Origin of the sequence: Accumulibacter sp. (genome assembly GCF_023806635.1) — a bacterium.
In the GTDB taxonomy this organism is placed as follows: Bacteria; Pseudomonadota; Gammaproteobacteria; order Burkholderiales; family Rhodocyclaceae; genus Accumulibacter.
In genome coordinates this window covers 16,094-27,910 of sequence record NZ_JAMTDQ010000039.1, presented here as the reverse complement: position 1 = coordinate 27,910, position 11,817 = coordinate 16,094, and the positions used below count along the sequence as shown (strand labels likewise).

Genomic DNA, 11,817 nt, shown 5'->3' with positions numbered 1-11,817 from the left:
TGGTGCCCAGGAAGGGAATCGAACCCCCACACCTCGCGGCGGCAGGACCTAAACCTGCTGCGTCTACCAATTTCGCCACCTGGGCACTGCGATATCGACCCGCGCGCCGCGCATCGGCGGGCACCAAGGGGGGCGCCGGCTGGCGCGCCGGTTGCAGCGCGCGTCATTCTAACCGTGACGCTTCACCGCTGTCAGCTTCCGCGTGCAGTCATGGCCGGGGAGGTGCCAGACAACAGGCCTGCCGGTGCCTGATGGCTGCTTCCGCGACGGCGACGGGGAATCCGCTCCCCGGTCGGCCAGCGAAGCGACAGCACATGCGGCTGCGGGGACCGCTGCCTGCTGCACACGGCCAACCAGTGCTCGCCAGGCTCGTCGTCGCCGGCGTGGCACCTCTATACTGTCGGCTCCCTGCTGCCTCGCCCCGGTCTGTGCACGTGCCACCCGCCGGGAGACCATTCCCGATGCCCGTCGACCACTACGAAAACTTTCCTGTCGCCTCGCTGCTTCTGCCGCGGCGGCTGCGGCAACCGATCGAGGCAATCTATCGCTTCGCCCGCGCCGCCGACGACCTCGCCGATGAAGGCGACGCGCCGGCGGCGGCGCGCCTGCAGGCGCTGGCAGCATACGGCGACGAGCTGGACCGCATCGAGCGCGGCACACCGCCGGTGACGACCGAGTTCGCATCGCTGGCGACGGTCGTACGCGAATGGCGGCTGCCGCTGCAGCCGCTGCGCGACCTGCTCGACGCCTTTGCCCAGGACGTGGTCAAGAAGCGCTATGCCGACTACCCGGAGTTGCTCGACTACTGCCGGCGTTCCGCCAATCCCGTCGGACGACTGCTTCTGCATCTGGTCGGCCGCGCCAGCGGCGAGAATCTGCGACGGTCCGACTGCATCTGCAGCGGGCTGCAACTCGTCAACTTCTGGCAGGACGTCGCGCTCGACTGGCAGAAGGGGCGCGTCTACCTGCCGCAGAGCGACCTCGCCCGCTTCGCCATCACCGAAGAGCAGATCGCCGCAGCTCGCTGGAGCGAGCGCTGGGCGGCGCTGCTCGACTTCCAGATCGAGCGCACACGGCAGCTGCTGCTGACCGGGGCACCCCTGGTGCACGAGTTGCCCGGGCGGATGACGTGGGAAATCCGGCTCACCGTCCAGGGAGGGCTGCGTATTCTCGAGCGCATCGGCAGCGTGCGCGGCGACGTCTTCAGGCGGCGGCCAGTGCTCGCCGCCGGCGACTGGTTGCGCATGGGCGGCCGCGCGCTGTGGATGTAGCCGGCGGGACGACGCGGCGCGACGCGGTCGTGCAGCCCCGTCGCGATTCCGGCGGCACGCGAAGGCTCCGGCCCCTCGCACTCGCCGGCTGTCTCCCCTTACCAACAGCCTTCGATTGCGGCAGTATGGCGTGCTTCATCCACCCAGCGCGACCGGAGGTCAGGATGCCCACTGCTCTTCTTCCCTCGCCGGCCGCCGCCGGTCGCGTCGACTGAGCCAGGCGCCAGGATGGCCGATCGCCTCGCCGTCAAGGCAGTCGCCAGACTGCCAGTCGTCGACTACCCGCAGGTACGCGAGCAGTTGCGTACCGGGGACATCATCTTCTGCTCGGGTACGTACGTCTTCTCGCGGATCATCCAGTGGTTCACGAGATCGGTCTGGAGTCACGTCGGCATCGTCTATCGAGACGACAGCCTGCAGCGCATCTTCGTCCTCGAGAGCGAGACGGCGATCGGCGTGCGCCTGGTGCCGCTGTCGAAGTACCTGCGCGATTACCACGGCCGCAACAGGCCGTACCGCGGACGCATCGTCATCGGCCGCATCCGGCCGCAAGTGGATCCGGAGTCGCTGAAGCGGGCGATCAGCTTCGGCATGGACGAACTGACCCGACCCTACGACAACTGGGAGATCTGCCGCATCGCCATCCGCATCCTGTTCCGCCGCGGGCGCAAGGTGCGCGACCGCAAGTACATCTGCTCCGAACTGGTCTATGAGGCGTTCCGCAAGGCCGGCATCGACTTCCGGTTCCACCGCCGCTCGATCAGCCCGGACGATATCTGGAACGACGAGCAACTGGCGATGCAGTTCCGCATCCTCTGAAGGGCGGTCAGGAAAGCGTCGCCAGCGGAGCGAGATGCAGGCGCGATGGCGCGCATGCCGCCGTCGTCCACGAGGCACTGCCCGGTGTCGATCGGCTGCGGCGCACCAGCCCAGGGTGGCCATGCGATGCCCGCGGCGATTCCGGCCGCGACGGTACGCGCCTGCGCCGGATCGCCCGCACGGGCATAGAATGACGCGGTGACCGCTCTGCACCGCTCGCTGACCCTCCTCGCCACGGCACAGGCGCTGCTGCTGACCAACGGCGTGACGCTGGTTGCGATCAACGCGCTCGCCGGCTACGCACTGGCACCGGACAAGCGGCTGGCGACGCTGCCGGTAGTCGGCTACGTCCTCGGATCGGCGGCAAGCACACTGCCGGCATCGCTCTTCATGCGCCGGCATGGCCGCCGCGCCGGCTTCATGCTCGGCGCCTGCTGCGGCATGCTCGGCGGCGCCATCGGCGCGCTGGCGATCTTCCGGCAGGACTTCTGGCTGCTTTGCGGCGCCACGTTCTGCTCCGGCATCTACCATGCCTTCGGCCAGTACTTTCGCTTCGCCGCGGCGGAAGTGGTACCGACGGAGTGGAAGAGCCGGGCGATTTCTCTCACCCTCGCCGGCGGCATCGTCGGCGGTTTCATCGGTCCGGCCGTCGGCAAGCTGACACGCGACCTGCTGGCGCCACAGTATGTCGCATCCTACGCCTCGCTGATCGGCTTCGCCCTCGCCTCGCTGGCGATCGCCGCCAGCCTGCGCTTCCCGCCAGCGGCTGCCGAGGAGCAACACGGCGTCGGCCGTCCGCTCGCCGAAATCGCCCGCCAGCCGGTCTTCATCGTCGCCGTGCTGGCCGCCGCCATCGGCTATGGCGTGATGAACCTGCTGATGAACGCGACGCCGCTGGCGATGGATTTCTGTGGTCTCGGTTTCGGCGACACCGCACTGGTGCTGCAGTGGCACGTCATCGGCATGTTCGCCCCCAGCTTCCTCACCGGCCACCTGATCAGCCGTTTCGGCATCACCAGCATCCTGCTCGCCGGTGCGGCACTGATGGCCGGCTGCATCGTCATCGCCCTCGCCGGCGTCACACTGCTGCACTTCTGGTGGTCGCTGCTGCTTCTCGGCATCGGCTGGAACTTCCTCTTCGTCGGCGGCACGACCCTGCTCACCGAGGCCTACACGCCAGCGGAGAAGGCACGGACACAAGGCCTCAACGACTTTCTGATGTTCTTCGTCATGGGCGCCTCGTCCTTCGGCTCGGGCCTGCTGGTGACCAGCGCCGGCTGGAGCGTGCTCAACCAGGTCGCCCTGCCCTTCGTTGCCCTCACCGCCCTCGCCAGTGCGACGCTGTGGCTGCGACGGCGGGGCCGACGAGGCGAAACGCAGGACCCGTGATCCGTTCCGCCTGCAGGATGGGACGTGACTGGTTTCCCGGAACGACCGGCCGATACGACCGCATGGGGCAGCCAGTACCCTGCGCTCCTGCGCTGCCTGTTTGATCTGCCGGCCAGTCCTGGCGTTCGGCTACCAGGTTGGGCCACAGGAGCGCCCCCGCCAGGGCCACCATGCCGGTGAGCAACAGGGCGGGAATTGCGACCGAAAAAACGCGCCCGAGACGAGAAACGGCAAGTCGGCTGTCGGTGACCACCGGTATCACCGCTCCTGCCCTCTCCCGTCAATCGGTTGCCCGAATCGTGGCCGCCTGCCCGCAGCCGCTGCGAAGACGTGCGACGCGAGCGGCACACGCTGCTCAAGTTCCCTTGCCGGCAGTCGTTACCAGCGTAGAGTGTGGCAGTCTGACTTGGAGGCCGTGGTGAAGATTCTTGGCAGCGAAGTGTACATGGCCGCATCGCACCGGTTGCTGCAGCACGAGGAAGTGCGCCAGTCGGTGCGCCTGTGGACGGGGGCGCAGAGTCCGGACTTCGGGCCTGAAGCCGCCCGCCTGCCCGTGATCGATCGCGTCACCATCTCCGACGCGGCGCGTACCGCGCAGGCGGCTGATCCCAGCGCCGCAGTGGCCGATGCCGATCCGGCTGAGAACGATCCCCGGTTCGTCTTGCTGCGTGCCATCATCCGGCTGCTCACCGGCGAGGAGGCGCGTGTCTTTGACGCCCGCGAACTCCGTGCTCCGGCCACTGCTGCGCCACCAGTGGGCGCGCGCTCGGCCGCCAACGGCTCCGCGGCGGACTCGCTCGGCCGTGGCGTCGACTACGACTTGCAGTCCGTACACGCTGAAGTCGAGCAACTCGAACTTGCCGCCCGTGGTGTCGTGCGTACGGCTGACGGGCGGGAGATCCGTTTCGCTCTGGACATCTCGCTCTCGCGCACCTACTACGAGGAGAGCAATCTCAGCCTGCGCCTTGGCGATGAAGCCCGGCCGCGCAAGGACCCGTTGCTGGTGAACTTCGCCGGCACCTCGGCGCAACTCGTCGGACAACGCTTCCGCTTCGACCTCGACGTCGATGGCAAGGCGGAGAGCATCAATCTGCCCGCCGCCGGCACGGGTTTCCTGGTGCTCGACAGCAACGGCGACCAGCGCATCAACGACGGCAGCGAACTGTTCGGCGCGCTCAGCGGCGACGGTTTCGCCGATCTCGAGCCGCTCGACGACGATGGCAACGGCTGGATTGACGAGAACGACGCCGCCTACTCGCAGTTGCGGCTGTGGATGCCGGACGCCGACGGCGGCGGACCACTGTTGAAGCTGCAGCGAGCCGACATCGGCGCACTGGGTCTCGCCCGTGTGGCGACGCCGTTCGACCTGCGTGACGGCGCCAACGAAACGCTCGCCCAGCTCCGCAGCAGCGGCATCTACCTGCGCGACAGCGGCGGTGCCGGCTCGCTGCAGCAGGTCGACCTGAGCGTCTGAGGCTGCGCGGAGCCGTCGACGCAGTGGACCAGCGTGTAGACGGGCACGGACCAAGGGCGGTCGCGTGCCCCCGCGAGGGTTGCTGGCGATCAGTCTCGGGACGCCTTGCGGTGGGGCGTTCGCTAGCGGCCGCCGCGGCTGCCTCCCTTGTCCCAGACGTAGCGGGCAGTGCGCTGCCAGCGCGTCTCGGCCTGGCGCAGCGGATTGCCTGCAGGCCCGGCGCGTGGCGGCGACGGGTTGCGCTCCTGGCGTGTCGATTTGCTTGCGGGGGGCGTCTTCCTGGCAGTCATCAGGGTATCCTCGGCGAGGCAGCGAAGCGCTGTGGTAGACTCTGCCGCCAATTCTAACGCTCGAGCCACCGTGCAAGGGGCAACGCATGTCCGGCAACACCTTCGGCACCCTTTTCGCCGTCACCTCGTTCGGTGAATCGCACGGACCGGCAATCGGCTGCGTCGTCGATGGCTGCCCGCCGGGACTGGCGATCTCCGCCGCCGACATCCAGGCCGAGCTGGACCGCCGCAAGCCCGGAACATCACGTCACGTGACGCAGCGGCGCGAACCGGATGCGGTCGAGATTCTCTCCGGCGTCTTCGCCGGGCGCACGACCGGCACGCCGATCGCCCTGCTGATCCGCAACGAGGATCAGCGGAGCAAGGATTACGGCAACCTCGCCGTGACCTTTCGCCCGGGCCATGCCGACTACGTGTATACGCAGAAATACGGCTTTCGCGACCATCGCGGCGGCGGCCGCTCGTCGGCACGCGAAACCGCCGTGCGGGTTGCTGCCGGCGCGATCGCCCGCAAGTGGCTGGCCGAGCGCTACGGTGTGCGCATCATGGGCTGGATGAGCCAGCTCGGGCCGATCCCGATCCCCTTCGTCAGCGCCGACGAGATCGGCAACAATCCGTTCTTTGCGCCGAATCCGGCGATCGTCGCCGAACTCGAGGACTACATGGATCAGCTGCGGAGGGCGGGCGACTCGGTCGGAGCGAGGATCTCGGTCACCGCCAGCGGACTGCCACCCGGCTGGGGGGAACCGGTCTATGGCCGCCTCGACGCCGAGATCGCCTACGCGATGATGGGCATCAATGCGGTCAAGGGGGTCGAGATCGGCGCCGGCTTCGCCAGCATCAGCCAGAAGGGCAGCGAACACGGCGACGAGATGACGGCTGACGGCTTCCTCAGCAACCATGCCGGTGGTGTCCTTGGCGGCATTTCCACCGGTCAGGATCTGCTCGTCAACCTGGCCATCAAGCCGACGTCGAGCATCCGCCTGCCACGGCGCTCTCTGACCGTCGCCGGACAACCGATCGAGGTCGTCACGCACGGCCGTCACGACCCCTGTGTCGGCATCCGCGCGACGCCGATCGCCGAGGCGATGCTGGCACTGGTGCTGATCGACCAGGCCTTGCGCCACCGCGCTCAGTGCGCCGATGTGGTGTGCTCGACACCGCGTGTTCCGGGACGTCCGGCGGGATGACGGGCAGCCTTGGCAATGAGTATAATCGCGTCGTCTGGCCGCGCAGTGGGCGGGCCGGGATCAGCCAGAGGTTAGAACGATGCAAGTTGAGCACCACGACCTTCACCTCGAGTTCCCCGAGTATCTCGATTCGATTCGGGCGCTGAAAGTGGGAAACGAGGAGTTCGGAAGACTCTACGACGAGTACCACGAACTCACGCGGGAGGTCGAGCGCCTTGAAGAAGAGGACCTGCCGGTCGACGATTTCACCATCGAGAACATGAAGAAGCAGCGCGTCTGGCTGAAGGACCAGATGTACCGCATGCTGCGTGCTTTCAGCCCACCCGGCTGAGCCCTGCCCACCAGCGCGGCCTCAGGTGCATCCGGTAGAATCGCCGGATGCATGCGCTTCCCTATTGGCGCCTTTCCGGCTACTACTTCTTCTACTTCGCCTTCATCGGCGCGTTCTCGCCCTACTTCGGGCTCTACCTCCAGTCACTCGCCTTTTCCGCCTGGGACATCGGCCTGCTGATGTCGCAGATGCAGTTGATGCGGCTGTTCGCGCCCTACCTGTGGGGTGCCCTCGCCGACGGTCTCGACCGCCGGCTCGCCGTCGTCCGCCTGGCGGGCATCCTCGGCCTGCTCGCCTTCCTGCCGTTCTTCATGATCCGCGGCTTCGAGGCCATGCTGATGGCGATGGCGCTGCTGGCCTTCTTCTGGAGTGCGGCGCTGCCGCTGGTCGAAGCGCTGACTTTCGACCATCTGCGCGACGACCCGGCGCGCTACAGCCGCATCCGGCTGTGGGGATCGATCGGCTTCATCATCGCCGTCATGGGCACCGGTCTGCTGCTCGACCACGCACCACTGTCGACGCTGTTGTGGGTGGTCGTCGGCACGCTTGCCGGCATCCTGGCCTGCGCCATGACCGTTCCCGACGCCCCGGCGCATCCGCCAGTGGGCGAGCAACCGCTGCTGCGTCGCATCCTGCGGCAGACGCGCGTGCGGGCGCTCTTTGCCGCCTGCTTCGCGATGTCGGCAGCGCACGGTGCGCTCTACGTCTTCTACTCGATCCATCTCTCCGACCATCATTACAGCAAGCTCCTCGTCGGCAGCCTGTGGTCCCTCGGCGTCGTCGCCGAAATCCTCGTCTTCCTCTGCATGGCCGCCCTGCTGCGACGATTCGGGTTGCGCCGGGTGCTCCTCCTCAGTTTTGCCGCCGCGGTCGTGCGCTTCCTGATGATCGGCCATCTGGTCGACTGGCTGTGGCTCATGGTCGTCGCACAGCTCCTGCACGGCCTGACCTTCGGCGCCTACCACGCGGCGGCAATCGCGGCCGTCAATCGCTGGTTTCCGGGCCATTGCCAGACACGCGGCCAGGCGCTGTACTCGACCGTCTCCTTTGGTGCCGGTGGCCTGCTCGGCAGCCTGCTCAGCGGCTGGACCTGGGACGGCTGGGGCGCCGCAGCGACCTTTGCCCTGAGTTCGCTGCTCGCCCTGATCGGCTTGCTGATCGTCGCCACCTGGGTGCGCGCGACTGACGACGGAGTCAGCGAACCAGCCGGTAGAGCGCGTCGGCATCGAACTGACGGCAGGCGCCGGCCGTGACCCGCGGGCGGCGATCCGCCCATCCCGCGACGGAGACCCGGGTTGCCGACCTGCGCCTCGATGCCGAGGGCGTGCCGCCCGTGTACGCGGCGGCCGGCAAGACCCCCTGGAAGCCTCGGGCCAGGCGCGTGGCGAGCATCTCGCCGGCGCTGACAGCAGCCCCGGCGCTGTGACATAATCCTGCCCTCCATGCCGCCCAGCGGTTGGAGAATTCCGGACGGAGAAGACGATGCCGCAAACCTTGTACGAAAAGCTATGGCAGGACCATGTCGTCCATCAGGAAGCCGATGGCACGGCGCTGATCTACATCGACCGCCACCTGGTGCACGAAGTCACCAGCCCACAGGCCTTCGAAGGCCTCAAGCTGGCCGGGCGCAAGCCCTGGCGCGCATCGTCGATCGTCGCCACCGCCGACCACAACACGCCGACCGATCACTGGGACCGCGGCATCGAGGATCCGGTGTCGCGACTGCAGATCGAGACGCTCGACGCCAACATCCGCGACGTCGGGGCGCTGGCCTACTTTCCGTTCAAGGATCCGCGCCAGGGTATCGTCCATGTCGTCAGCCCGGAGAGCGGCGCGACGCTGCCCGGCATGTCGGTCGTCTGCGGCGATTCGCATACCAGCACGCACGGTGCCTTTGCCTGCATGGCGCAGGGCATCGGTACCTCCGAGGTCGAGCACGTGCTGGCAACGCAATGCCTGCTGCAGAAGAAGTCGAAGACGATGCTGGTGCGGGTCGAGGGCGTTCTCGGTCGCGGGGTCACGGCGAAGGATGTCGCGCTGGCGATCATTGGTCGCCTCGGTACCGCCGGCGGCAACGGTCATGCCATCGAGTTCGCCGGCAGCGCGATTCGCGGCCTGTCGATGGAAGGGCGGATGACGCTCTGCAACATGGCGATCGAAGCGGGCGCCCGTCTCGGCCTGATCGCCGTCGATGAGGTGACGATCGACTACCTGCGCGGCCGCCCCTTCGCGCCGACCGGCGAGATGTGGGAGCGCGCCGTCGCCTGCTGGCGCCGGCTGCACAGCGATGCTGGAGCGCAGTTCGACTGCGTGCTCGAGATGCAGGCGGCGGACATCCGGCGGCAGGTCACCTGGGGAACGTCGCCGGAGATGGTCGTGGCGGTGGATTCGCGCGTTCCCGACCCGGCTGCCGAGAGCGACCCGCAGCGCCGGCAGGGAATGGAACGGGCGCTGCACTACATGGGGCTGCAGCCGAACCTGCCGATCCGCGACATCCGGCTCGACAAGATTTTCATCGGCTCGTGCACCAACTCGCGCATCGAAGACCTGCGTGCTGCGGCAGCAATCGTCCGCGGCCGCAGGCTGGCGAGCAACATCCGGCTGGCGCTCGTCGTTCCCGGCTCCGGCCTGGTCAAGCAGCAGGCGGAAAGCGAAGGACTGCACGAGATTTTTCGCGCCGCCGGTTTCGAGTGGCGCGAGCCCGGCTGCTCGATGTGCCTGGCGATGAATGCCGACCGGCTCGAGCCGGGCGAGCGCTGCGCCTCGACGTCGAACCGCAACTTCGAGGGACGCCAGGGCGCCGGCGGCCGGACGCACCTCGTCAGCCCGGAGATGGCCGCGGCGGCGGCCATTGCCGGGCATTTCTGCGATGTCAGCGAATGGACCTGAACCAGCGCCCGGGACAGGAGATGAAGGAACTGAACCGGTTTCTGCTCGTTCTGCTGGCGACGGTTGCCGTCGCTGGCTGCAATACGGTACAGGGTATCGGCAGGGATATCGAGAAGGGCGGCCAGGCGATCGGCCGGGCCGCCCGCTAGATTGCGCCTGCAGCACAGAGGATTGTCATGGAAAAATTCACCCGCCTCGACGGACTCGTGGTGCCCCTCGACCGCGCCAACGTCGACACCGACGCGATCATCCCGAAGCAGTTCCTGAAGTCGATCAGGCGTTCGGGTTTTGGTCCCAACCTGTTCGACGAGTGGCGCTACCTGGATGTCGGCGAACCCGGCAAGGACAACGAGCGGCGACCGCGCAACCCCGACTTCGTGCTCAACCAGCCGCGCTACCAGGGAGCGCAGATCCTGCTGACGCGGCAGAACTTCGGCTGTGGCAGCTCGCGCGAGCACGCGCCGTGGGCCCTCCTCGACTACGGTCTGCGAGCCGTGATCGCCGAGAGTTTCGCCGACATCTTCTACAACAACTGCTTCAAGAACGGCATCCTGCCGGTCGTTCTGCCGGCCGACGCGATCGACTCACTGTTCGCGCTCGTTACGGCGACCGTCGGCTGCCGGCTGGTCGTCGACCTCGAACGGCAGTGCATCGGCCGTCCCGACGGCGGGATGCTGCCATTCTCCGTCGATCCATTCCGGCGCGACTGCCTGCTCAACGGCTGGGATGACATCGGTTTGAGCCTGCGCCACGCCGAGCTGATCAAGGCCTTCGAAGAACGGCGCCGCCGCGAGCAGCCGTGGCTGTTTGTCGACGCACTTCCCGCGAAAGGTGGATGAATGAGAACGCTTGGTCTGGTTGGCTGGCGCGGCATGGTGGGCTCGGTCCTCGTGCAGCGGATGGTGGACGAAGGGGATTTCGCGCAGGTCGAACCGCACTTCTTCTCGACCTCGGCAATCGGTGGCGCGGCGCCGGCAGTCGCCGGCAAGGAAACCGGCACGCTGCACGACGCGATGTCGATCGAGACCCTCCGCCGGATGGACATCATCATCACCTGCCAGGGTGGTGACTACACCAGGGAGGTCTTTCCCCGCTTGCGGGCTGCCGGCTGGCAGGGACACTGGATCGACGCCGCGTCGACGCTGCGCATGAGCGACGAGGCGGTGATCATCCTCGATCCGGTCAACCTCGACGTGATCCAGGATGCTCTCGCCAAGGGAGGTCGCAACTGGATCGGTGGCAATTGCACCGTGTCGCTGATGCTGATGGGACTCGGCGGTCTCTTCCGCCACGACCTCGTCGAGTGGATCAGCGCCATGACCTACCAGGCGGCTTCCGGCGCCGGCGCCCAGAACATGCGCGAACTGCTGCAGCAGATGGGCGCCCTGCACGCTGCCGTCAGTGCGCAACTCGCCGACCCGGCATCGGCGATCCTCGACATCGACCGCCGGGTCACCGAGACGATGCGCGCGCCCGGCTTTCCGACCGCGAATTTCCGCCAGACCGCGCTGGCCGGCAGCCTGATCCCGTGGATCGACGTTCCCGTCGCCGGCGGGCAGTCGAAGGAGGAGTGGAAGGGTGGCGCCGAGTGCAACAAGATCCTCGGCCGTCCCGCCTTCCGCTCGCCAGGCAGCATCCCGGTCGACGGTCTGTGCGTGCGCATCGGCGCCATGCGCTGCCACGCCCAGGGTCTGACGGTCAAGCTCCGGCACGACGTGCCGCTCGACGAACTTGCCGACATCGTCGCGCAGGGCAACTCGTGGGTGAAGGTGGTGGCCAACGAGCGCGAGGCGACGGAACGCGAGCTGACGCCGGCCGCTGTCAGTGGCACCCTGGCCATACCCGTCGGTCGCCTGCACAAGCTGGCGATGGGTCCGGAGTACCTCGCCGCCTTCACCGTTGGCGACCAGTTGCTCTGGGGTGCCGCCGAACCGCTGCGGCGGATGCTGCGCATCCTGCTCGATGACTGAGCGGCAACGGGGACTCGCCGCCCTCGCGCCGGTCAGACGGGTCTCTGGCCAGAAGCCGGCGCACGCCGAGAAACATGTTTGGCTTGCATGGCTAACCTCATGATGTTACTTTTCTAATTCCGATCTGGACGCTCAGGGTGGCGCCGTGGCCAAAAAACTACCTCACACAGCACGAAAGCTCAGACTGCGGACTT

General features: G+C 67.4%; 12 protein-coding genes and 1 tRNA gene. 11 read left to right on the top strand and 2 right to left on the bottom strand.

Annotated elements, in window-relative coordinates; all coding sequences use genetic code 11:
* Window positions 1–85 (bottom strand) — tRNA-Leu (locus NFW30_RS06700).
* A gap of 376 nt (window positions 86–461) precedes the next feature.
* Between NFW30_RS06700 and hpnC the strand changes: the two genes are divergently transcribed.
* From hpnC to NFW30_RS06680, 4 genes are all read left to right on the top strand, one after another.
* Entirely contained in the window at window positions 462–1,271 is an 810-nt protein-coding gene (gene hpnC / locus NFW30_RS06695; RefSeq protein WP_295352501.1) for a squalene synthase HpnC, read from the top strand.
* 228 nt (window positions 1,272–1,499) lie between these two features.
* Window positions 1,500–2,090 carry a YiiX/YebB-like N1pC/P60 family cysteine hydrolase gene (locus NFW30_RS06690; RefSeq protein WP_295352498.1) on the top strand — a complete coding sequence of 197 codons (591 nt, stop codon included), beginning with the start codon at window positions 1,500–1,502 and terminating at the stop codon, window positions 2,088–2,090.
* 198 nt (window positions 2,091–2,288) lie between these two features.
* Entirely contained in the window at window positions 2,289–3,479 is a 1,191-nt protein-coding gene (locus NFW30_RS06685) for an MFS transporter (protein WP_363322078.1), read from the top strand.
* Between the two features lie 418 nt (window positions 3,480–3,897).
* The gene (locus tag NFW30_RS06680) at window positions 3,898–4,953 is read left to right on the top strand and encodes a VCBS repeat-containing protein (protein ID WP_295352496.1); all 1,056 of its coding nucleotides are present in this window, start codon (window positions 3,898–3,900) and stop codon (window positions 4,951–4,953) included.
* Window positions 4,954–5,075: 122 nt separating this feature from the next.
* On the opposite strand, the gene NFW30_RS06675 is transcribed toward NFW30_RS06680, so the two are convergent.
* Window positions 5,076–5,243 (bottom strand): hypothetical protein, encoded by a 168-nt coding sequence (locus NFW30_RS06675; protein ID WP_295352493.1) that lies wholly within the window; start codon window positions 5,241–5,243, stop codon window positions 5,076–5,078.
* A gap of 86 nt (window positions 5,244–5,329) precedes the next feature.
* On the opposite strand from NFW30_RS06675, the gene aroC reads away from it, so the two are divergent.
* The 7 genes from aroC (at window position 5,330) to asd (ending at window position 11,623) form a co-directional block, all read left to right on the top strand.
* On the top strand, window positions 5,330–6,433 hold the full coding sequence (gene aroC, locus NFW30_RS06670; protein ID WP_295352490.1) for a chorismate synthase: 1,104 nt from the start codon (window positions 5,330–5,332) through the stop codon (window positions 6,431–6,433).
* 79 nt (window positions 6,434–6,512) lie between these two features.
* Window positions 6,513–6,764 (top strand): DUF465 domain-containing protein, encoded by a 252-nt coding sequence (locus tag NFW30_RS06665; RefSeq protein ID WP_034936060.1) that lies wholly within the window; start codon window positions 6,513–6,515, stop codon window positions 6,762–6,764.
* A gap of 47 nt (window positions 6,765–6,811) precedes the next feature.
* Window positions 6,812–8,017 (top strand): MFS transporter, encoded by a 1,206-nt coding sequence (locus tag NFW30_RS06660; RefSeq protein WP_295352486.1) that lies wholly within the window; start codon window positions 6,812–6,814, stop codon window positions 8,015–8,017.
* A gap of 229 nt (window positions 8,018–8,246) precedes the next feature.
* The gene (leuC, locus tag NFW30_RS06655; protein ID WP_295371917.1) at window positions 8,247–9,653 is read left to right on the top strand and encodes a 3-isopropylmalate dehydratase large subunit; all 1,407 of its coding nucleotides are present in this window, start codon (window positions 8,247–8,249) and stop codon (window positions 9,651–9,653) included.
* Window positions 9,654–9,673: 20 nt separating this feature from the next.
* Entirely contained in the window at window positions 9,674–9,802 is a 129-nt protein-coding gene (locus NFW30_RS06650) for an entericidin A/B family lipoprotein (RefSeq protein ID WP_295352480.1), read from the top strand.
* A gap of 27 nt (window positions 9,803–9,829) precedes the next feature.
* Window positions 9,830–10,492 carry a 3-isopropylmalate dehydratase small subunit gene (gene leuD / locus NFW30_RS06645; RefSeq protein WP_295352477.1) on the top strand — a complete coding sequence of 221 codons (663 nt, stop codon included), beginning with the start codon at window positions 9,830–9,832 and terminating at the stop codon, window positions 10,490–10,492.
* The gene (gene asd, locus NFW30_RS06640; protein ID WP_295352474.1) at window positions 10,493–11,623 is read left to right on the top strand and encodes an aspartate-semialdehyde dehydrogenase; all 1,131 of its coding nucleotides are present in this window, start codon (window positions 10,493–10,495) and stop codon (window positions 11,621–11,623) included. It abuts the gene before it with no gap.
* Window positions 11,624–11,817: the final 194 nt, after the last annotated feature.

Bases quoted from the DNA above. Each gene is read 5' to 3' on its own strand.
- NFW30_RS06675 (WP_295352493.1), bottom strand. From the start codon at position 5,243: ATGACTGCCAGGAAGACGCCCCCCGCAAGCAAATCGACACGCCAGGAG.
- leuC (WP_295371917.1), top strand. From the start codon at position 8,247: ATGCCGCAAACCTTGTACGAAAAGCTATGGCAGGACCATGTCGTCCAT.
- NFW30_RS06690 (WP_295352498.1), top strand. From the start codon at position 1,500: ATGGCCGATCGCCTCGCCGTCAAGGCAGTCGCCAGACTGCCAGTCGTC.
- NFW30_RS06650 (WP_295352480.1), top strand. From the start codon at position 9,674: ATGAAGGAACTGAACCGGTTTCTGCTCGTTCTGCTGGCGACGGTTGCC.
- NFW30_RS06660 (WP_295352486.1), top strand. From the start codon at position 6,812: ATGCATGCGCTTCCCTATTGGCGCCTTTCCGGCTACTACTTCTTCTAC.
- NFW30_RS06665 (WP_034936060.1), top strand. From the start codon at position 6,513: ATGCAAGTTGAGCACCACGACCTTCACCTCGAGTTCCCCGAGTATCTC.
- leuD (WP_295352477.1), top strand. From the start codon at position 9,830: ATGGAAAAATTCACCCGCCTCGACGGACTCGTGGTGCCCCTCGACCGC.
- aroC (WP_295352490.1), top strand. From the start codon at position 5,330: ATGTCCGGCAACACCTTCGGCACCCTTTTCGCCGTCACCTCGTTCGGT.
- asd (WP_295352474.1), top strand. From the start codon at position 10,493: ATGAGAACGCTTGGTCTGGTTGGCTGGCGCGGCATGGTGGGCTCGGTC.
- hpnC (WP_295352501.1), top strand. From the start codon at position 462: ATGCCCGTCGACCACTACGAAAACTTTCCTGTCGCCTCGCTGCTTCTG.